Origin of the sequence: Nostoc parmelioides FACHB-3921, assembly GCF_014696625.1 — a bacterium.
GTDB lineage: Bacteria > Cyanobacteriota > Cyanobacteriia > Cyanobacteriales > Nostocaceae > Trichormus > Trichormus parmelioides.
In genome coordinates, this window is sequence record NZ_JACJQL010000087.1 from 1 (window position 1) to 21,650 (window position 21,650).

The 21,650-nt window shown below is 44.2% G+C and carries 14 protein-coding genes; 8 read left to right on the forward strand and 6 right to left on the reverse strand.

Annotation, left to right across the window (positions count from 1 at the left end; all coding sequences use genetic code 11):
- Positions 1-286: 286 nt before the first annotated feature.
- Positions 287-1,429: an IS4 family transposase gene (locus H6G14_RS29400; protein WP_190572068.1), complete on the forward strand. Its 1,143-nt coding sequence runs from the start codon at positions 287-289 to the stop codon at positions 1,427-1,429.
- Positions 1,430-1,479: 50 nt separating this feature from the next.
- Positions 1,480-1,713, forward strand: a complete 234-nt coding sequence (locus H6G14_RS29405; RefSeq protein ID WP_242054031.1) for a hypothetical protein — start codon at positions 1,480-1,482, stop codon at positions 1,711-1,713.
- Positions 1,714-1,955: 242 nt separating this feature from the next.
- Here the strand turns inward: H6G14_RS29405 and H6G14_RS34105 are convergent, their stop codons facing one another.
- Positions 1,956-10,406, reverse strand: a complete 8,451-nt coding sequence (locus tag H6G14_RS34105) for a calcium-binding protein (RefSeq protein ID WP_190572070.1) — start codon at positions 10,404-10,406, stop codon at positions 1,956-1,958.
- Between the two features lie 938 nt (positions 10,407-11,344).
- Here H6G14_RS34105 and H6G14_RS29415 point away from each other — a divergent pair.
- On the forward strand, positions 11,345-11,509 hold the full coding sequence (locus tag H6G14_RS29415; RefSeq protein WP_190572071.1) for a hypothetical protein: 165 nt from the start codon (positions 11,345-11,347) through the stop codon (positions 11,507-11,509).
- Between the two features lie 70 nt (positions 11,510-11,579).
- Here H6G14_RS29415 and H6G14_RS29420 read toward each other — a convergent pair whose 3' ends face one another.
- The gene (locus H6G14_RS29420) at positions 11,580-12,194 is read right to left on the reverse strand and encodes a hypothetical protein (RefSeq protein ID WP_190572073.1); all 615 of its coding nucleotides are present in this window, start codon (positions 12,192-12,194) and stop codon (positions 11,580-11,582) included.
- A gap of 74 nt (positions 12,195-12,268) precedes the next feature.
- Between H6G14_RS29420 and H6G14_RS29425 the strand changes: the two genes are divergently transcribed.
- Both H6G14_RS29425 and H6G14_RS29430 read left to right on the forward strand, forming a co-directional pair.
- Entirely contained in the window at positions 12,269-13,033 is a 765-nt protein-coding gene (locus tag H6G14_RS29425) for a ParA family protein (protein WP_338421234.1), read from the forward strand.
- On the forward strand, positions 13,033-13,956 hold the full coding sequence (locus H6G14_RS29430) for a ParB/RepB/Spo0J family partition protein (protein WP_190572075.1): 924 nt from the start codon (positions 13,033-13,035) through the stop codon (positions 13,954-13,956). The genes H6G14_RS29425 and H6G14_RS29430 overlap by 1 nt, the downstream gene beginning before the upstream one ends.
- Before the next feature lie 30 nt (positions 13,957-13,986).
- On the opposite strand, the gene H6G14_RS29435 is transcribed toward H6G14_RS29430, so the two are convergent.
- The 3 genes from H6G14_RS29435 to H6G14_RS34110 form a co-directional block, all read right to left on the reverse strand.
- Positions 13,987-14,298 (reverse strand): helix-turn-helix domain-containing protein, encoded by a 312-nt coding sequence (locus H6G14_RS29435; RefSeq protein WP_190572077.1) that lies wholly within the window; start codon positions 14,296-14,298, stop codon positions 13,987-13,989.
- Entirely contained in the window at positions 14,285-14,683 is a 399-nt protein-coding gene (locus H6G14_RS29440; protein ID WP_190572079.1) for a type II toxin-antitoxin system RelE/ParE family toxin, read from the reverse strand. The genes H6G14_RS29435 and H6G14_RS29440 overlap by 14 nt, the downstream gene beginning before the upstream one ends.
- Positions 14,684-14,898: 215 nt before the next feature.
- On the reverse strand, positions 14,899-15,276 hold the full coding sequence (locus H6G14_RS34110) for a CHAT domain-containing protein (protein WP_338421235.1): 378 nt from the start codon (positions 15,274-15,276) through the stop codon (positions 14,899-14,901).
- A 560-nt stretch (positions 15,277-15,836) separates the two neighbouring features.
- Here H6G14_RS34110 and H6G14_RS29450 point away from each other — a divergent pair.
- Complete coding sequence (locus H6G14_RS29450) at positions 15,837-16,205, forward strand: hypothetical protein (protein WP_190572081.1); 369 nt, start codon at positions 15,837-15,839, stop codon at positions 16,203-16,205.
- A 308-nt stretch (positions 16,206-16,513) separates the two neighbouring features.
- Positions 16,514-20,902 (forward strand): NACHT and WD repeat domain-containing protein, encoded by a 4,389-nt coding sequence (locus H6G14_RS29455; RefSeq protein ID WP_190572083.1) that lies wholly within the window; start codon positions 16,514-16,516, stop codon positions 20,900-20,902.
- Between the two features lie 120 nt (positions 20,903-21,022).
- On the opposite strand, the gene H6G14_RS34115 is transcribed toward H6G14_RS29455, so the two are convergent.
- Positions 21,023-21,292, reverse strand: coding sequence for an HNH endonuclease (locus H6G14_RS34115; protein WP_277884339.1), 270 nt, complete (start codon positions 21,290-21,292; stop codon positions 21,023-21,025).
- On the opposite strand from H6G14_RS34115, the gene H6G14_RS29465 reads away from it, so the two are divergent.
- Positions 21,292-21,600 (forward strand): plasmid pRiA4b ORF-3 family protein, encoded by a 309-nt coding sequence (locus H6G14_RS29465; protein WP_190572085.1) that lies wholly within the window; start codon positions 21,292-21,294, stop codon positions 21,598-21,600. The genes H6G14_RS34115 and H6G14_RS29465 overlap by 1 nt on opposite strands.
- Positions 21,601-21,650: the final 50 nt, after the last annotated feature.

Sequence of the window (21,650 nt, forward strand, 5' to 3'; positions counted from 1 at the left end):
GGAACGGAAAATTTTAGTCTTTGATGAGCCAGAGGTAAGCGATGTCAGCCAAAAGCGAGGTCACAATAAAATTTAGTGGTGAACTACCAACAGCTACACCCGTAGAGTTCAAGGGGCGACAATCGCCTCTAAACCCCGCCAGATAAAGGTTTAGGAGGCACATAACCCTTGAAAAAATTGGGTGCTTATTGAGAATGAACTGTACAGTTATTAAGCAGCTACCTGTGGGGTACAGTTTAATGGTAAAAAAGAACGGTCTCGTAATTTGATCAAGACCGTCGTCAAAATGCTGGCATCATTCTACCAAAACTTCTTAGAAAAATACCTAAATAAAGCACAGTTAATCACCCTAAAGATGTTGGTGTGGTTGTTACAAAATCAGAAACAGGTGAAGATAGAAAGACTGGCAGCAACTTTACCTCTACCAATACAACAAAACAGTCGTAGACGGCATATACAAAGATTTTTAACACTAAATGCCTTGAGTGTAGTCTTATTGTGGTTTCCAATCATTGAAGCAATAATTAACCAACATTTTAAAGTAGGGTCACAATTAACCATTGCGATGGATAGAACACAGTGGAAAGAAAATAATGTGTTGATGGTGAGCGTGATTTATCAAAAAAGAGCTTGGCCAATATATTGGTGCCTGTTAGGGAAAGATGGTTGCAGTAACCTAGAAGAACAGCAAAAAGTATTACGCCCAGTAATTCGCTTATTAAAAAAGTACAAACTAGTAATTATTGGGGATAGAGAATTTCACAGTGTAGAACTAGCACATTGGCTCCACAAGCAGAACCTGAGTTTTGTATTCCGTCAAAAAAAGGATACTACTTTTCGGAAAAAAAGACAGAAATTTCAGCCTTTAAGTAGCATTGAGATTTATCCTGGTATTCGCTCCTTTTATACCGATGTTAAAGTTACTCAAAAACAAGGTTTTGGTTGGTTCAATTTAGCTGTTTATTGGAAAAGGAAGTACAGAGGAAAACAAGACAAAGAAGCTTGGTATTTATTAACTAATTTGCCTGACTTAAACACTGCTCTCAAAATATATTCTCAACGTTTTGGGATTGAAGCTATGTTCAAAGATTGTAAAACAGGCGGTTACAATTTAGAAAGTTCTCAAGCTAACCCTGATAGACTTGTACGCTTAATTCTCTTGATTGCTTTAGCAATGACCAGTGCTTGGTTACATGGACAAAGAACTAAATTTCAAAAACTTGATTCTTATATTTGTCGCCAAGAAGAAAACAATAGAAATGAGAAGCGTCACAGTAATTTCTGGATAGGTTTATATGGTTTCAATTGGATAGTTGCTTGGTATGGGTGTCAAGCATGGGTCGAGGAACTGGTCGGTTTCAGTCGCAATAAGCAAGCATATTATCAGCGAGGTTTAAGGGCTATGAAGCTTATACAGCAAGCACTTTAGGGGGCTTGTCGCCCCTTGAACCCGTAGAGAATAAGAAAGTTGCAATCGAGTTGACTGATCAGAACGGCATAGTCTTTACCGCTCAAGTTAACGCCAAAAGCTGGCGTAAGGCTGAGACTAGCGCCTCGGAATTCGCAGACTGGGCTGGGGCTGTATCGGGCAAGCTTGGTCAACGAACAGAAAAAGGGTTTGAGGTGGTTGATGCCGGAATCCAGATTTTTGAAAAAAAAGTGAAGGAGTCCAAACCAGATGTAGCGGCGGCTGAAGCTGGCGCAAGTTCATAGATGTGTCTCAAGCATTCATGAACAAATTTCTAAGTCTGCAATGAGATATTGCAGACTTAGAAGCACTTTCAGTTGGCGATTCAACGAAATCCTAATTATGTGTAATATCCGTCAGCAAAAATCAAAAACTAAGAAACGCTTGTGATCTCAAAATGTAGATGGCTGACCACAAGCGTTTTTGGTAGGTCGCGGCTCAGAATGTAGAACACCTCCAGCCTGCTGGAGGTGTTCGCTGTTCTAAATCACGCTTGTACTAATAAATCAGTGGTTCCTAAAGAAGTGACCCCTGATAAAGTTGCGAATTGTCCTCCAGAACCTAAACCTGCTGTTGCACCATCGGTATTGTAGAAGAGGTCGCCGTTGGCACGATTGAAGACGATTCGGGCGCTGCTAGTTCCAGCGATTGTACCTCCGTTTGTGGATGCGTTGATGGTAGCAAATTCGCTGGCGTTGAGGGTAGATCCAGTGGCAGTAGTGAGGGCGGTGAAAGTGGTTTTATCCAGGACGATTTTGTCGGTACCGCTAAGGAAGTCGGTAATGGTGTCGATGCCGATCGTGCTGCTATTGAAGGCAGCGTTAATGTCGAAGAGGAAGCGATCGCTGCCAGTTCCGCCTGTAAGGGTGTCGTTGCCTGCACGACCGTTGAGTGTGTCGTTTGACTCATAACCGATAATCACATCATTTCCAGAGGTTCCCGCTAATTGCAGAATACGCAGATCGACCTCAGCCCCTGACCAAATTGTGCCATTGGCAAAGACAAAGCTTTCGATCCGATCGGGATTGAAACTGGTTGGTAGTGTGCCAGAGAATTGATCTTTGATTGTTAATTGATCTGTGGTGCCTACAATTTTGATGACCAGATCCTTACCAAGACGAAACATCTGTAAATCAGTGGGTAAGGTTCCCGATTTGAATGTTAATTGGTCAGCGGAGTTCGACCTGCTATCACCATCATCATTTATGATATCTTGCCCGTATCCGCGACCAAAAACATACGTATCATTCCCCGCAAAACCTTGGAGTAGATCATTTCCTGTACGTGCATCAATTAAATCGGCCCGGGGTGTACCGCTAATGGTGTCATTGCCCATACTGACCTGTCCTTCAATCGCCAGAACATCCACAGCAGCAATATCCAAAACCGTTCCATTTACGAACTGAAATAACTCAACTGCGTTATAGCCGAAGCTAGAAAAATGATCTCGAATCGTTAGGCGATCGGTAGTAGCAGTAATAGTAAGGACAAGATCTTGTCCACTCTTGCGGAATACAACATCGGTAGGCTGAATATTCGTGCCAAACTGAACTTTATCGGGGTAATCTTCGTAAACAGTATCGATACTTTCTTCAATGATATCTTGCCCTGAGCCTCGACCAAAAAGATAGGTATCACCGCCGCCAAGCCCCCTCATTACATCATTCCCAAGACCGCCATCAAGTATGTCATCTGTCCAGTAGCCGATGATGGTATCATTAAGAGTGGTTTGAGAAGCTTTGATGAGGGATTCTCGCACAGTTGCATCAGTCCAAGAAACACCATCGGCAAAAGTAAACGTTTCAATGTCATTCCAGCCGGGGAACCAAGCGCCGTGGCGAAATTGTCCTTTAATCGTTACCCGATCAGTACTACCCTGAAAGCCAATGGTTAAGTCATTACCATTTCTAGATAGCAGTGCTTTGGTTGAAGTTAAGTCAGTGCCGAAAATAATTTTATCATCGTCAGGATTTGAGACATTATCAACAGTTTCTTCGATGATATCTTGCCCAAAGCCAACGGCAAATTGATAAGTATCGCTGCCATCACCGCCCCGCAGGATGTCGTTGCCTGCCCCACCATCGATTTGGTCAGCACCACTGGTGCCAGTGATGGTATCATTACCGGAGGTTGTCTGCGATTGGACTGCTTTTACTGTGATTTCTGCCTTGTTAAGCTTTACTCCATCGACAAAGGTAATTGTTTCAATAGCGTTATAGCCAGTCGAATTGAAATGTCCTTTTACAGTTAGCGAATCACTGGAACCTAATATAGAGATTCTTAAATCATTGCCAACTTTCAGAAGTTTAACGTCTATATTGGCAATGCTTGAGAGAAAAGCGATTGTATCGGGGTAATCTTCGTAAACAGTATCGATACTTTCTTCAATGATATCTTGCCCTGAGCCTCGACCAAAAAGATAGGTATCACCGCCGCCAAGCCCCCTCATTACATCATTCCCAAGACCGCCATCAAGTATGTCATCTGTCCAGTAGCCGATGATGGTATCATTAAGAGTGGTTTGAGAAGCTTTGATGAGGGATTCTCGCACAGTTGCATCAGTCCAAGAAACACCATCGGCAAAAGTAAACGTTTCAATGTCATTCCAGCCGGGGAACCAAGCGCCGTGGCGAAATTGTCCTTTAATCGTTACCCGATCAGTACTACCCTGAAAGCCAATGGTTAAGTCATTACCATTTCTGGATAGCAGTGCTTTGGTTGAGGTTAACCCTGCGCCGAAAACAATTTTATCGTCATCGGGATTCAAGACATAATCAACAGTTTCTTCAATGATATCTTGTCCGAAGCCAGCGGTGAATTGATAAGTATCGCTGCCATCACCACCTCGCAAAATGTCGTTGCCTGCCCCACCGTCGATAGTGTCGGCACCACTAGTGCCTGTGATAATATCATTACCAGAAGTTGAGAGAGCCTGTGTTGCCCCTATCGCAACTTGTGCAGCCGTTAAAGTTGTACCATCGTTAAATTTAAAGAATTCCACCTGGGCAAACTTTGTTGCGTTAAATTGTCCCTTAATTGTTAGGGTATCTGAGACACCAGTAATTGAGATTCTCAAATCATTATTTATTTTCAGAAAGGTTACTTCTGACCGCGCAACATTTGCCGCAAACTGAATTGTATCTGGCTGGTCTTCATAAACGGTATCAATACTTTCCTCAATCGTATCCTGTCCCGAACCTTTACCAAAAATGTAGGTATCACCGCCACCAAGTCCACGCAGTGTATCGTTTCCTGCTCCGCCATCTATAATATCGGCAGTAAAGAACCCGGTAATAATATCGTTGTTATTTGTTCGTGCCTGCGCGAGTAAACGTTCTCTAATTTGAGCGTCGCTCCAGGTTGTGCCATCAGTAAAGCGGATAGTTTCGATATCAGTCCAGCTTGGAAAATAGGCACCATGTGCAAATTGACCTTTAATTGTAAGTCGATCTGTGGAGCCAGTAAAAGTGATAATTAAATCGTTACCGCTACGACTTAATCGGGTATTGGCTGCTGTGATACCAGTACCAAATGATATTGTATCAGCATCTTCATATGTTATTAGTCGTACTTCTTCCTCAATTACGTCTTGCCCGAAACCAGCAGCAAAAATGTAAGTATCTGAGCCGTCTTGTCCCCGCAATGTATCGTTTCCAGCCCCACCTGTGATTGTGTCGTTCGACCAAAACCCTTCAATAATGTCGTTGCCGCTGGTTTGCTTTTGCTGGATATACTGTCTCCGCAGGTCGGCAGTACTCCAATTAACACCATTGGAGAAGGAGAAAGTCTCAATTTCGGTAGGACGGTAGTTAATCGTGCTGTAGTCGAATTGACCTTCTATCGTTAAAGTTTCTCCGGTAGGTATAATCGTCAGATGCACATTATTCAAAGAAGTACCAGTGCGGTCAATGCGTAGGTCAGTGGGCAAAATATTGCTGCCAAAAACAATACGATCGGCATTATAGGAGAGGATATTTGTCCATTCATCACGGATGATATCATTGCCGTAACCGCGATTATATATGTAAGTATCGGAACCATTTCCTCCTTTAAGCGTATCGTTACCTGTGCCCCCATCAATGCGATCGTCAAGATGGGTGCCAACGATGAGATCGGCACCTGTAGTTTTTGCTGCGGCAATAATTTCTGCTGCTAAACCTGCCCAGGTTTTTACAGTGCCATCAGACCAGACAAAACGTTCGATCTGCCAGAAGGCAATTGTGCCGAAAGGACCAGTTTCAACGTAGGTATACTGCTCCTGAACTCTGACTTGATCGGTTGTTCCTTTGATGCTAATGATTAGGTCTTGGGTTTCGCCATCGCGGCGGAAGGTAATATCAGAAACGGCAATACCAGCTTTGAATTGAAGCGTATCTGGCGTAGAGTCTAATACATAGTCAGGCGAGTCTTTAATAATATCTTGACCATCTCCACGACCAAAAAGATAGGTGTCGCCGTCATCTCCACCATCCAGAAAATCATTACCTGCCTTGCCATCGAGTGTATCTTTGTACCATGCGCCATAAAGGGAATCGTTGCCTGTGCTTCCTGTAGTCACCCTGCGTAGCACGTCTTCCCAGGTGAGAACTGTGCCATTAGCAAACTGAAACTTCTCAACACGATCAAACCAAGCAACACCAAGCAGATTAAATATGTCTAGCTTTACACCTTTGAACTGGCTCTTGATGGTCAGCGTATCGGTAGAACCTGCGATTTGAATTACCAAATCATGGTTCGCTAGATGGGTGAAAGTAATATCCGCAGGAGTAATTGTGTCGCCAAATACTACCGTATCGTCTGATGCCCAGTTGTAACCGAGTATACTGGTGATAAAAATTTGGGGGTATTTTGATTGATCGTGAATAATATCTTGACCTGAGCCACGATCAAATCGATAGGTATCACCGCCATCAAACCCAACTAGCAGATCGTTGCCTGTACTCGTGGCGAAGTCATCTGGGGTGCCAAAGCCGTAGGTTGCATCATTGCCAGTGGTTGTATAAGTTTTGATGACGGCAGTTTGGAGATCGAGCCAGTTCCAAGCTCCACCCTGTGAGAAAAATAATGCTTCGATTCGATTATCGATTGCAAACTTAGTCTGATAGCCAAGTGGTGTATAAGCAAATTGGTCTTTAATTATAATGCTGTCGCCAGTCCAGGCGAAGCGAATTGTCAAATCGTTGCTTGCACCGTCACGGGATAAACGTAGATCGTCGGCTGTAATACCAGTTAATAGGAGCGTATCGGCGGCATTGAGGAGTGGATTGGTCATTACATCCTGGATGATGTCGTTACCATCGCCGCGCGTGTAGTAGTAAATATCACCGTTATCTCCACCTTGTAGGGTGTCATTACCAGTTAAGCCCTCAAGTTCATCACCAGTGCCAGTACCCTGAAGCAAATCATTACCATTTGTACCGCGTCCTACAGCGGCGGCGATGTCACCTGCGCCGTAAATTGTGCCATCGGCGAACTGAATATCTTCCACACCTTTGCCTGACACGGTTGGTGCGGCAGTCATGATTGCCAGTGGGGTTGCAAACTGATCTTTGATCGTAATCGTATCGCTGGAATTCTTGACGCTGATGACGAGATCTATTCCCCGGCGGGTGAACACCACATCTTGTGGATTGTAAACAGCAAGGCGAATGCGATCGCCACTTTCGCGACCTTCATTGTCAATAATAGTATCGCGACCAAAATTACGTCCATAGACATAAACATCCTGTCCATTCCCCCCAGTAATCGTATCGTCGCCTGCACCACCAACATAAATTTTGAGACCACTGTCATCGCTTCGTCCTAAAGCGTCATTACCAGCGTTGCCCAGCACCACACTAGTTAATCCTAACCCTGCTATCAGTTGAGCCAAGGTAAGCGATGTAGTGATTCCGTCTACTGCCCGCACTAGACTTGCTACTTCAAAGTCAGCTTTGATGCTATTAGAGTCAGCCCGTAGTAAGACTTTGCTCAACGTGGCGAGCATGGGTCCCCAATTGGTATTCCATGATGTCAAGGCGGTTGATGCTGTGGTTGAAAGTTGCCGGATGGCGTTGCGGTAGATGTCGCTTAGTGTTGTCGGGCTGGTTGCTTGGAACAGATCGTTGGATAAATCGTAGGTTAGCGGCCCTAAAATCGACTTCAGTGGCCCTTGGGCAGCTAGTTTAATGGTTGCCCGATCAAGGGCATCATTCCAATTGGCAATTAGTTCATCGATGTTCGCAACTGATGGCACCCCATTACCGTCGCGGGGTGTTAGTTGTTCACCTGCATAAATTTCTAAGAAGGCCAATTTCCGCCGATCAAAGGCGGTGGTCATGGCAGTGGTGGGAACAGTATCGACTTTTGCCCAGCGAAATAGAATATCGTCTACTCTGTTTTTGAGAGCAGTCCAGGTGGTTGTGTTTGGCAGTGCGTTGAGGCTGCTCACCAGGTTTAGTAGCGTTGCATCGTTGGTCATGGACACGGGCAGATCGGGCAGAGTGCCGTAGCCTTTAAGTTTGGGTAGTGCGGCAGCAGCAGCGGAAACGGTTTTGTTGCCAAGATACTTCGTATCTAATTGGCTAGCATCGAAGGCGACATCGGCGATCGTGCCAGTTGTTCCATTAGCGCGGGTGAATTTAGCGGTGGCACGGATGAGGTTATCTTGGATGGTCGTATTTGTGAGGTTAGTAGCACTCAGGCTGAGTGTGGTGATGCTGTTTTGGGTGAGGGTTGTCAATTCACCTGCTTCGGTGGTGCCATTTTTGTTGAGATCGCGCCATAGCCTGAGGCTGGCAAAGCCTGTATCTGCTGATGTGATCAGGTTATCGTTGTTAGTGTCAAGAGCTTTTAGAGCGGCAAAACCCGTGGTTGTGGCATTACCAAAGAGTTCGCTAATGTCGTCGATTTTGCCATTGTTGTTTAGGTCGCGGGCGAGGAAAGCATCGTCTCCTTTTACCCAGGCGGTCTTTTCGGCAAATCCATCTTTGTCGAGATCGAAATAGACACCGTTGTCCAGGCTGGTTAGTTCAATGCCATCACCATCCAAATCCAGCACTAGTGGATCAGTGCCACTAAAGGTAACACCAAACCCAGCAGCTAACGCCAGCTTGATTGTCCGTCGAATCGCTGAAATGCTGACTTGATTGGCAACTACTAGTTGAAATACAGTTACATGACCAGTGGCTGCACCTGTATCGAGATCAAGCGAGTAGTTTTCAATAACTGCCTGTCCCCCCCGTCCACGCCCAAATTGCACCAGAAGTTGATTGGTTTCGGTCAGTCCATAGCGAAATGTCGCCATCATAGGTATGTCAATTAGCGTTGTGAATGCTCCCAGCAATGAACCATACCCAAAAGGAACGACCGATGATAAGGAACTGAAGGGTGACCAATAAGCCCAACCATCCTCATTCCACCACTGCCGCACTCCGCCATAGAGTGGAATAATACCTGCCCAATACATGTAATCATCGGTTCCAGCATCGTGGACGAAAGTATTGTTCATGAGACCGAATGAATCACTGGCCCCATCATTATCTTGGCCTGTGCCGCCCCAAAGATGATTTTCGCCGCCATACGCAAGCAAGAAGTCGCTACCCTCTCCACCATAAAGAAAGGCTCCAGTTCCTTTGTAGGAAAACACCCAATCATCTCCATCTCCACCTCGGAGTTCCATCTTCTCAATCTGGCTTTTATATTGAGAACCGATCCCCACTAGAATATCGTTGCCCGCCCCGCCATCGGCTTTAACAAGATCCGTTGCTACAAGAAGATCGTTATCGCCATCTCCGAAGAGCTTTGCACTACCTGCTCCAAGTAGCCAGTCCCGTCCTACACCCCCTTTCATTTGCGCCTGGTCGAACCCTATCAGAAAATCTTCACCTGCACCAGCAGCAACCAGAGCAGTTCTAAAGCCCACAATAATGTCAGGATTAGCTGTTCCAGAAAAACTTCCCTCATTGCGTAAAACAAGACCAAATTGCTCATTCCAAACAAGCTTGGAAGGAAGACTTGCGGTGGGATTTACGGGGATTCCATCAGCACCCAAAAACCGCTTAAAGTCAAAAGCCAAGGCATTATCGAATGGAACACCTTCAAAGATTGAGTTTAGTAGAGAGCGTATGCCTGTAAATACCGCTTGGCTCGCTGCACTGTTTTGATTGAGAAGTGTCGTTCCAGCTAGAAGACCAAGTCCGGCGGTTACACCCAAAGCTAAGGTTAGTCTTAGACCAAATCGCGAATTTAAGGCACCAAGATGTACAAGTGCAAGTGTAGCTCCTTCCGTAAGTTGGCTAACTGACAAATTGGCCAGTCCGTAGGTCTCTTTGCCTACCAAGCCTAGCTTGTCTGCGACGTAAACAATTTTGTTTGAACTACGCTCACGAATAGCAATGTAATCGGTCGTTTCGATGCGCTCATAGGCACTGCTAGAAAACTTTGATTCTTCATTACCGATTTTTGCTCCTAAGAGCAGTTGAGAAAGTGCCAAAACCGCGGCGAGCGTTCCAGGCGTTGCTAATACTGTTGGGTCTTGTTGCAATGCAATTTGGATATTGCCAGGGAAGTAATCCCCCATCTTATACTTGTTTTCCCAAACTCCACGATCTACAAGTTGAATTTGCTCTTTAGTTAAGACACCATCTTGATTAGCATTAACCTCAGCAGCAATTGCATCGATTAAGCCTTGAACAATATCAGAAGAAAATTTATCAAGACCTTCCGCAGGGTATTTGTCGGGATTACTATTCTTTGCGATCGCATTACCAATCATAGCAGCGCCGCCAAAGAAGCCACTATAGGTTGTAATTTGTGCTTGAATCAGAATCTGACTTACAGCCTCCCTGTCAACATCTTTAATTAGGTTGTAATAGTATAAATAAGCTCCACCGCGATCGCCTTTTTTTAATAAGGCGTTCATGGCAATGATGTCTGTCTGGGTGATTTGAACTGGCATAAATTATTCTCCTGTGGAAAATTGATCTGGGAAATGTCAGATATTCGTTTACAGAGTGGGCGTTGCATCCGTGCCTAAAATAGATGAATTTTCACCCAATCTCACCTCACCCAGCTTTTCCCCGGAGAGGCATCTATAGCCAAATTTGTTATAAAGACATTGCTATTAAAAATCGACGCTGCTAGCAAAACGGTTTATAACCTTCTAAATACACCTAATAAAGGAGGAATTTTAGACCAGTTCTCCCCTTTTAAGGCTAGGGTGGATCAACAAGTGTTTATAATCACAGCCGATTTCTTTGCAATCACTCTCTGAATACACCTTATTTTCACGGAATTTTGGTAAATTTTGTATAAAAAATTCATGAAGAAAACTGATTGTCTATGTAGTTATTTCGTATTTCCTTTGTTTTGATTCACTCCTAAAGCCGATTGAACTGGAAATATGTCAGTAGCTATCCGAACCCACGGCATCAGGAATTGTACGACAGGCTCTGGTAGATAAATTCTGGTTTGTTTAGCGATTGTGTGTGGGTAAGCGGACTAGCCCACAGTCTATTCGTTGTGAAAAAAACGATTATTTGGAAGTGTTCCAGGCTTCATTAGAGTAACTCCATCAGGGGTTGAGTTCGCACTTTAATCTTCTGCTGATGACAGATTGATATCCATGTATGTGAAGTTAAATTTTAAACCTTGTCCTGTTGCCCTAGTGCGGGGTTGAAAGCAGGGAAGCACGTATTGACAAAATTTACTCATTTTTTACTTATTACCGATAAATACTAAATAATATTACGTATTTATTATTTTGTTCACTCAAATAGGGATGCCGCGACCGGGCAAGAGAGGTATCCCGCATTGGCTACCAAAAACTTTGATCTGACGCGGCTTGGGTCTATTAAAGTAAGAAATTAAGTCTCAGAGTTTCTTACTTTGGGGTATTTGAACGTATTCTTCCCTCTATCCTTGGGCAGCGATCGCTCTCGCACTCAAAAACCCAGCCGAGATGACTGGGCTTTTGTTGGGTTTGGTTATCTTCCCCAAAAACTTGTTTCTGAAGATAATATTTCTGCCGTGCAGCCAATTCATAGTCAACTTCAAGCTTGATAAAATCAGGAGCGAATAAAAAAGTGGAAGTCTCACTGATTTACTAAAGGTATGAGGCTGTCTTATCTAGTTAAGCTTTAGCTTGTGGGGTTGATTCTAATGAGGCAAGCGAACGAACATAGGCAGTTGTATGGCGGACAATAAACTCAAATTGCTCTTGATTCAGGGCTATAGTTTGGTCTGGTTGGAACCAATTGATAATTCTACAAGTTTTCACCTCGTTAATTGCCCTGCCTGAATTATGAATGATTGAACGCCTAAGATGACGTATATCGCCAAAAATATCAGAAATTAGTTCATTTTTCTTTTTACCAAGTGCTATCGCAATTTTTTCACGGTAATGATCTTCCCAATGCTGGTAAATTGCAACAAGGCAGAGGTTGCCTAAAAGGATATGATTGTTTCCACCAAATCGGTTCTGCTGTTTAAACTCACCTTGTGTTCTTAGATGCTTAATCTGCTCACCTTGATCTGGTGGTTTATCGTTGTATCCTATTATTCGTTCATCTAAATACTGGATGTTTGCGTTTATAGGATCGTTGATAGAAAGTTCTTTCAGCATTTTTTTTTGCTCTGCTTCCAGCCATAACGCCTGATTTTGAAATCCAACAGTAGCGTCCAAGTAGGTTCCAAAAATTCCATCAACTAGGGCAATAAAATCTGAACAGAGATTCTCGACCGTCATAACAAGGATTGTGACATTCTAGACAGTTATCAGTAGCAATAGCTTAAGCTAAACTAACTCTAGTTGCTTCATCTGTGAACGCTGTGTCCCTTAAGATTATTTCTTTTTTTAATCAAGCTGGTGGAACTGGTAAAACCACCCTAACGCAGAATTTGGGTTATCAGTTGGCTCAACGGAGACATCGAGTTTTGCTAGTGGATATTGATCCTCAAGCATCACTGACTGCTTTCATGGGTTTAGAACCGTTCGAGTTGAAGCAGACCATAGCTGATTCTTTATTAAAAGATGCTCCATTACCACTCCACCAGAATTTACATAATGTAGACTTAGTTCCTAGCAACATTCTTTTGAGTGCCATTGAGGTACAACTTCATTCCGTAATAGCGCGTGAATGGAGACTAAAGCAAACATTATTAACTGTGCAAGACAGTTATGACTTTGTACTCATTGACTGTCCTCCCACCTTGGGAATTTTCAGTATTTTGAGCTTGGTAGCTTCCACTCATGTACTTGTACCAATTCAAACCCACTTTAAAGCTTTTTTAGGTGTAGAACTACTGCTAGATTCTATTCGCCAAGTAAGAGAACGTATTAATCCTGGTCTGGCGATTGCTGGGGTAGTGCCTATGATGCACGAAAGCCGTACTAGCCAAGGGAAAGTTATTCTTGATGGCATCAATGAACAACTGAGTCCTATAGCTCCAATTTTTCCAGCTATTCCTAGAACAATTAGCTTTGCTGATGCTTCGATGGCAAGACAGCCATTGGCGGTTTATGATCCAAAACACCCATCTGTGCAAATCCTGGAAGCCATTGCTCAGAAACTGGAGGAAGTTTAATGCCAACAAGAAAATCTAATCGAGTAGCACCAAAGCTAAATACGGTTGATGCCTACCTTAGTAGCTCTTCCACCTCATCATCTACTACAGCCCCAATTGAAAAGATTCGATTACCGCTAAAACAACCACGTCGCTACTTCGACCCGGAGAAGTTAGCCCAATTAGTGCAGTCAGTCAGAGAACATGGCATTTTAGAACCCGTGCTGGTTCGTCCACTGCATGATGGGGAGTACGAGCTGGTAGCAGGTGAACGACGACTACGGGCGGCGCGTGAGGTGGGATTAGGTGAAATCCCGATTGTCTCTCATGATTTAGATGACAAACAAGCTCTCCAAGTAGCTTTGATGGAGAACTTACAACGGGAAGACCTAAATCCAGTGGAAGAAACTGAAGCAGTTCTAGAGATTCTGTCGCTTTCCTTAGAAATAGAACCGAGTGAAGTTGTGTCCATTTTGCACCAGTCTTTCAACGCGAAACAAAGAGGTATTGAATTGAATCAGAACGTTCTGATTCAACTTGAACAGATTGAAACAGTGTTGTCTCAAATAGGACGTTTCAATGCTGGAACATTCCGCTCTAGCCGACTTCCTTTGCTAAATCTTCCTGAAGATATCCTTTCTGTACTGAGGCAGGGCGAGATTGAGTACACTAAAGCCCAAGTAATTGCACGAGTAAAATCAGAACAGCAACGCTCTGAATTACTCAAAATAGCTATTGCTGAAAATTTATCTTTAAGTGAAATTAAGACGAAAATAAAAGAACTCACACCTGAAACAGAAACAACACCAGATAAAGTTGTAGCTGAACGATTAGCTAAGATTAGCAAGCGACTACAAAAAAATAAAGGAGTGAGTGTTCAGAAGAATAGAACACGGATATTGAAGCTTCTGGATGAGTTAGAAAAACTCACATCAGAAAGCTAGGTTGATGAAAGCGTTGTCCCCTATATGTCACTATGCGCTTTGCTCATGATCCAATGGAGTCAAATGAATCACTACTCGCTGATTAAGAGCGTGAGCGATTTTTTGAAGCATTGACAGAGAGTGTCCCTCGTAATCACCATCTTCTAGCCGTGCAATCACAGGCTGTTTTGTGCCAACAAGTTCAGCCAGTTGTTTCTGTGTTAACCCCGATGAAGTTCTAGCTTCATAAATCAACTGTGCCACTTCTGCATTAATTGATGCTTCTGCCACCATTGCCTCAAGCTCAGGGTCGCTGCTAGTCAGGTTATCAATTATTTTTATTGCATCGTTAGTATTCGCCATTCTCTTGCTCCTCTACATAGGTATGAGCTTCTGGGTTTTCTTCAAATAAAAGCTTTCGAGCGCTCGCTCGTTCAATATCAATTGGAGGTACAGCTGCTTCTTCCTTTGTAATGGCGTGTGCGAGAATTGCCACATTTTGCCCATGAAAGAAGTATAGGATGCGGTATTGCACATGAATATGCTTTGCTCGAAGCTCATATATCCCGTCGCGTAAGTAATCTGCCGCAGGGCGACGGAGTTCGTATCCTGATGCCGCCAGTTGTTTAATTCGAGCAACACAGTTTGCATAACCTTTGCGGTCTTCTTTCAAAAGTCGCTTCAGCCATTCAAGAACAGGAACTTCATCTTCTTCTTCCTGGTAGAAAACAACGCGGGTTTCAGGCACAGCACCACCTTCTAATATATCAATATTGTTATATTAAGGCAATGAAGGAAACGAGACTAAGAAACATAGTAATTAATTTCTTACCAAGAGTTGGCAAAGTCCAGGTAGAGTAAGGTGTTTGAGAGCCAATACCACGCAACCTTCTTGCGCGGTCGCACTAAGAAAGTAACTATCTCAGCTGCGACCGTATAATCTTTAATACTACTAATACTTTTCTATAACCCACTCAGGATAATTCCATCTTTAGCTCGCATATAAAGCACTGGTGTTGCAAAGTCAGGTTTATCCAGTCCAACTTCTATAGAAATAGCATTGCGGGTTGTTTGGATGGCTGCGTCTACTGGCCAACCTAGTGCGAGTGTGCGGTAAAACTCATCAGCAAACAGCTTTGCAGTGGTGTCAAGTATAGAATATTGCATAGCGACTACTGCGGGTATCCCTCGCCGCACTAGGTTAGGTGCTATCCCTGCAAACGGCGCGGGGAAGCTGTCAAAAAACGGGCGATTGATTTGCTGAACGTGCCTTACAGTAGGCGGGATAAGTGAAACCTTCAGTTGAAAAAAGCCAAATATGTCAGTTTTGGTCGTTGTCACTTTTACCTTCCACCCCAGTTGGCATCTTCAGATAAGCAAGTCCCACACTTGAATTGACTAGCAAAGGCATGACTGTATAGGAGCGCTGGATTAGGAGAGGCAGCGGAAATGGAGTGGGAGTCCAGGAGCAGAATGCTGTCAATAAATTTAGTACAGAAGTGCGGAAATTGTTTTGATTTTGTTGTAGCTATATAGTTTGTTAATTAATAAATAAATTTTATGGCATCTACCAAAGGATAGATTTTTTCCATTTTTGTAAAACTTTAATCATTTTTCATGCAAAGATGTTTTCTGTCAGTATATGAACACCACGTAAGTTTTCTCATACTTATATCCCTCTTTCAAGAAACACATTCCGTGGAGTGAGAAATAGGGATGTTGAGCAACTTGATCAAACTTCGCCTTTGTATAGCTGTGGGGAAAAAATGATAGCAAAACTCTCTACAAAATTTGATGGTGCCGACAAAAGAGTAATCCCACGACTCATGTACACTAACAAATTAAATGGCGTTGAGAGAAATTCGTGTCATCAAGTGTTATAAGGTATTGAGCTAAAAATTATGGACCCGATTACACTCATTCTGACTGCTCTGGTTACGGGTGCTGCAAAAGCAGCAGGTGATGCGGCTCCGGATGCGTACAAAGGTTTGAAAGCGTTAATTCAGAAGAAGTTTGCGGGTAAGCCAGTGGCAGAAGCGATGCTAGAGGAACATGAGAAAGACCCGGAAACCTATGCGGCACCGCTTAAGAAGAATTTAGTGGAAGCAGGAGTTGACCAAGACGAAGCGATTCTCAAGGCGGCGCAGGAATTGCTGAAGCAGTTAGAGCCTGAAGCAGCAGCACTAGGAACAATTAATATTGGGCAAGGTGCAAAAGGGATTATTGGTCAAACGGTGACTGGCGCAACGATCCAAGGCAATATCAGTTAGAGATCGCTATACGATGGCTTTAGTCTGAGTTACCAATGAGAAGTTGGTACTGGCATGCCTGGTTTGTTACTTGCGACGATATTGTTGTTCTGCAATGTTGCCACGACCAGTCATGCTTTGCCGCTTACCCAAAATCGTGTTTGTTTGACAAATGATCTGAAAGGCTCTCTGTAGAAAACCTTCCAGCCGAAGCTTTAGCCTTACTTCAACACCTGAAGTGCATCAGTCATTCCAGATTTAAGCTAATAAGATTTGGCAGTTGATGAATTCAAAAACATTAGTAGAGTAATAATTTGAAGATTATGCCAATGACTGACGGTAACTCGCCTAGCAATACCAATATTGGTCAGAGTGCAGAAGGAATTATTGGACAAACCGTGATGGGGGCTGCCATTGGCGACCACAATCAAACGATTGGTCAAGTGCTAGACGGTGGCATGGTGGTGTATGGGCAGGTGGTTATTTACAATACCTCGACTGTTGACTCAGATTCCTCCACTTCCAAGACTAGAGCCTCCGAGATTGGGCCAAATCCTTACCAAGGATTGTTGGCTTTTCAGGAAACTGATGGCGATCACTTTTTCGGACGAGATCAACAAATTAAGGATCTCTGGGAGAAGTTTCGGGGAGTGCATGAAGCATCTATTATCCGTTTCCTTGCCATTTATGGTCCATCGGGATCTGGAAAGTCCTCCCTCGCAAGGGCAGGGCTGATTCCAGAACTGTCACGACGGCCTTTGCCAGGGCGCAATCGCGCTAGAGTTGCAGTACTGATCCCTGGTAGCCATCCTCTGGAAGCACTGGCAACGGTGCTGGCAGAGATCGCGACTGGTGACCGTACACCCATTATCAAAGCAAAAGAATTTTCCATAGTATTGCAGCAGCCTAATTCAGACGGAGAGTATGAAGGGTTGCGTCAGATTGCTAATGCGTTGCCGGAGATCGCAATCAAACCGCTAGTCGTATTGGTGGACCAGTTGGAGGAGGTGTTTACCCTTTGTGAAGATCAAAGGGAGCGTGATGCGTTTATTGGTAATTTGCTATGTGCCGCATCTGAATCCTCGAAACGGGTGTCTGTGATTGTCACGCTGCGAAGTGACTTTTTAGGTTTAACTCAAAAGAATCCCCATTTGAATCAATTGCTTGCATCACAGGGTTTTTTTGTGGCTGCCATGAATGTAGAGGGATTGCGGGAAGCGATTACTAAACCCGCTGAATTGGCTGGATATCCCCTTGATCAAAGCACTGTCGATCTACTAATTGAGCAGACGGAAGGTCGTGAAGGTGCTTTGCCGCTGCTCCAGTTTGCTTTGACCCAGATTTGGGCGGGGTTAGCCGAGGGTCGGGAACCTGCGGAGACGCTAAGGGCGATCGGTGGCGTGGGTGGGGCATTGGCAAAAGAAGCCCAACGAATTTTTGAAAGCCTTAATTCTAAAGAACAGAAAATTGCAAAGCGAGTATTTCTGGGACTGGTGCAATTAGGAGAAGGAACAAAGGACACCCGCCGTCGAACAGAACTGGAACGAATTGTTTCGCACGGTGAGCAGCAAGAGCAAGTAATGAAGGTCATTGCCCGATTTTCTGATTCTGGAACACGACTAATTACACTAGCAGATAATGCTGGAACAATAACAGCCGAAGTGACCCATGAGTCGTTGATTGATAACTGGCAACAGATGAGGCTCTGGCTCAATGAAAGTCGCGGCGATTTGCGATTTCAAAGACGGTTAGATGAAGCGGCAATCATCTGGAACGAGAATGGGCGACCGGATGGGAATCTCTGGCGATCGCCCGATCTAGATTTACTGCGGCAATATCATGAACGTGCTGATGATGATATGACTCCCTTGCAAATAGAATTTTTCAACCATTCAATCCATGCATTTGATGAAGCGGAGAAAAAAAGAAAGCGGCAGCGAGTGGAACAATTGGTGGACAAGGTAGAAATTTCTTTAATTCGTAACCAACCCATCAACGCGATTATAAATGCCATTGCTGCTACAGGTGTAAGTCAGTCGGTGTTGGAACAATTTCCCGGACATCCTAAATTTAGTTCAGTGATCGGTTGCTTACTTGATGTCGTTCGGGTGAACTCTCTGGAGAAAAATCTTTTACTCCATGAGGATGTGGTTTCTTCTGTAGCGTATAGTCCAGATGGTAAGTCTATCGTTAGTGGTTGTGAAGATAATACGCTCCAGATCTGGAATGCTAGAACAGGCGAACCTATTGGTACTCGTTTGGGCAACCCACTGAAAAAAGAGGTTGGCTCTGGGGTGACATCAGTAGCGTTTAGTCCTTATGGTCAACGTATCGCTAGCGGTCATGCAGATAATACAGTGCGGCTTTGGAATGCAATCACAGGTGTACCGATTGGTAACCCTTTAGTTCATGGTGACGCGACCAGTTCACAATTAATTTTTGACCAAACAGTAACTGCTTATAATTCAGTAAATTCAGTGGCATTTAGTCCAGATGGAAAATACATTATTAGCGGCAGCGGAGACGATACGGTTCGAGTCTGGGATGCAAACACAGGAGTGCCCATCGGTAACCCCCTGAAAGGTCATGAGAGTTCTGTCTATTCAGTGGCGTATAGTCCCGATGGTAAGTACATCGTCAGCGGTGGTCCTGACAATACTATTTTGATCTGGAATGCGAAAAGGGGTGCCCAGATGGGCAGACCTTTGGTTCATGAGTCTGCAACACCCCATGAGGATTGGACTTATTCAGTCATGTTCAGCCCAGATGGTCAACGAATTATCAGTGGTTCTGGCAGGACGATCTTGATCTGGGATGTGAATACACGCCGCCTGATCAACACCTTACAAGGACATACGGATTCAGTTTATTCGGTGGCGTTCAGTCCGAATGGTCAGTATATTGTCAGTGGTGGTGAAGACAATACGGTGCGAGTCTGGAATGCAACTACAGGCAAACAAATTGGTGAACCCTTGCGCCATGAGGACGATGTCAAGTCAGTGGTGTTTAGCCCCGATGGTCAGCATATCGTCAGCGGCAGTAAGGACAATACGGTGCGGATTTGGAGTGTGAGCACTAACGCACCCATTGGCAGGATTTTACAAGTTCATAGCAATCGAGTCACTTCTGTAGCATTCAATCCAGATGGTCAGTACATCGCCAGTGCAACTCGTCAGCCCATTTTAATGGTACGCAGTGCAGATGGTCGGAGCCTCGTCAGTGCAGATAGTCAGAGTATCGCCAGTAAGGCTGGAGGCGAAACAGTACGAATCTCAGATGTAAATACCGGACAACAAATGGTACAGCCCTTACAAGTTTGCGCTTGGTCAGTTGCTTACAGTCCGAATGGTCAGCGTATCGCCAGTGGTGGTACTGATAAAACGGTGCGAATTTGGGATGCCACCACAGGAATGCAAATCGGGAAACCCCTTCAAGGTCATGAAGACGATGTCAAGTCGGTTGCTTACAGTCCGAATGGTCAGCGTATCGCCAGTGGTGGTGATAAAACGGTGCGAATTTGGGATGTAACCACAGGTGAACAAATTGGTGAACCCTTGTGCCATGAAGACGATGTCAAGTCAGTTGCTTACAGTCCGGATGGTCAGCGTATCGCCAGTGGTGGTGATAAAACGGTGCGAATTTGGGATGCAACCACAGGAATGCAGATCGGGAAACCCCTTCAAGGTCATAGGGAAGGGATTTCCTCAGTAACCTTTAGCCCAGATGGGAAGCACATCATTAGTTGTAGTTATGACTATACAGTCCGAATTTGGGATGCGGAAACGGGAGTACCTGTCGGTAAGCCTCTGCAAGGTCATACGGACGCGCTTGATACAGCTGCTTACAGTCCGGATGGACAATTTATTGTCAGCGGCAGCAGAGATTGTACAGTCCGGATTTGGGATGCGAACACAGGAGTACCGATCGGCAAACCTCTGCAAGGTCATACAGATACAGTTTCTTCAGTGGCATTCAGTCCAGACGGAAAGCGCATTGTTAGCGGCAGTTGGGATAATACCGTGCGCGTATGGGATATTGCCTGGGAGTCTTTACTGCCAATTGCTTGCAATCAATTGCGCTATCATCCTAGTCTCAATCAACCAACTACGGATGAAGCCTGTGAAGCAAAGCAAATCTGCGAAAGGTATGTTCAAGAAGCTCAAATGGTGGAGCAAGAAAACTCTCAAATACAATTCGTCAATCAGACTCAAACACAATTTGCCAATCAGGTAATACTTACACCTGTTCAAGAACAAGTTGCTTTAGAGGAGACATTGACACCATTTACATCTGAAGAATGGCAAACTTTACAATACGCGCCACTATGGGTTTTTAGTGCCGTAGCACATGCTGATGGGAAAGTTGATGATCAAGAATTTAGTGTTCTTGCTAAAAATATATCAAAAGCTTCTCTCTATAAAATTCCACTTACACGCGATGTATTTGCATCCATCTTAGGTGATTTTAACAACATCATGGGACAGTATGGTGCAGATTCTCGTGATGTATCAGAGGGACTTAGAGATGTTGTTGAGATTCTTGACAGCAAAGTATCTCTAGAAGAATCAGAAAACTTTAAGCAAGCTTTGATTTTTCTTGGAGTTGAGATTGCCAACGCCTCTGGAGGAGGATTTCTTGGTTTGGGTAACAAAATGAGCAATGAGGAAGCAAGTGCGCTTTCTATAATTGCTGCTTTGCTGGAGGCTGATTTATCCTAGTTGGATGCCTAAGCCAGAAAGTCACCCTCCTGACTCGGCTACAAAACCGTGCGTGAAACGTTAATTTCACACGGCTCCTCAATGATTTGGTGCTTGTCACGCACACCTCTAAATTCAGAGTTAAAAGGGATTAAGGTTGAGATAATCCTCATCTATCTCTGGAACTGTAACAGCAAATTTATCTTCTGCCGTTTTAGCATCATGGCAATGTCCATGAAGTAATTGAAGATTGTCATAACTATCCTTACCGCCTTGAGAGCGGGGGATTTTATGGTCGATTTCCATCAAATCTTCATGGTGAAAAAACAGTCCACAGTGAGTACACTTTCCTTTCTGGAGAGCGAAAAATTTCGGGGGAGATGAGGGACAAGACGCAGTAAGATGACTCAATGATTGATCCGGCTGAAAGAGTCATATATCAATTAAAGATAGTGCTGTTGGGCATTAGCCCAATGATTTGGCGACGGGTAAAAGTTAGTAGCGACAGCACAATAGAAGACTTGCATTACACGATCCAACTGGCAATGGGGTGGGAAGATATTCACCTCCATCATTTCATCATCCACGGTAAGCAGTACGGGATTATCCAACCAGGGGGAACAATTTTTAGCGATCGTGCCTGTGAAGTAAAACTTGCATCCTGTGACTTGAACGAAAAAATGAGCCAAATTGTGAACAATAAAATGAGCCATAATTAACGGCAAAATAAGCCTTATGGGAAAAAGCGAAATAAAACTTTGCAATCAAA

Excerpts from the sequence above, each read along its gene's own strand:
- H6G14_RS29400 (WP_190572068.1), top strand. The coding sequence starts at position 287 with ATGCTGGCATCATTCTACCAAAACTTCTTAGAAAAATACCTAAATAAA.
- H6G14_RS34105 (WP_190572070.1), bottom strand. The coding sequence starts at position 10,406 with ATGCCAGTTCAAATCACCCAGACAGACATCATTGCCATGAACGCCTTA.
- H6G14_RS29420 (WP_190572073.1), bottom strand. The coding sequence starts at position 12,194 with ATGACGGTCGAGAATCTCTGTTCAGATTTTATTGCCCTAGTTGATGGA.
- H6G14_RS29430 (WP_190572075.1), top strand. The coding sequence starts at position 13,033 with ATGCCAACAAGAAAATCTAATCGAGTAGCACCAAAGCTAAATACGGTT.
- H6G14_RS29435 (WP_190572077.1), bottom strand. The coding sequence starts at position 14,298 with ATGGCGAATACTAACGATGCAATAAAAATAATTGATAACCTGACTAGC.
- H6G14_RS29450 (WP_190572081.1), top strand. The coding sequence starts at position 15,837 with ATGGACCCGATTACACTCATTCTGACTGCTCTGGTTACGGGTGCTGCA.
- H6G14_RS29455 (WP_190572083.1), top strand. The coding sequence starts at position 16,514 with ATGACTGACGGTAACTCGCCTAGCAATACCAATATTGGTCAGAGTGCA.
- H6G14_RS29465 (WP_190572085.1), top strand. The coding sequence starts at position 21,292 with ATGATTGATCCGGCTGAAAGAGTCATATATCAATTAAAGATAGTGCTG.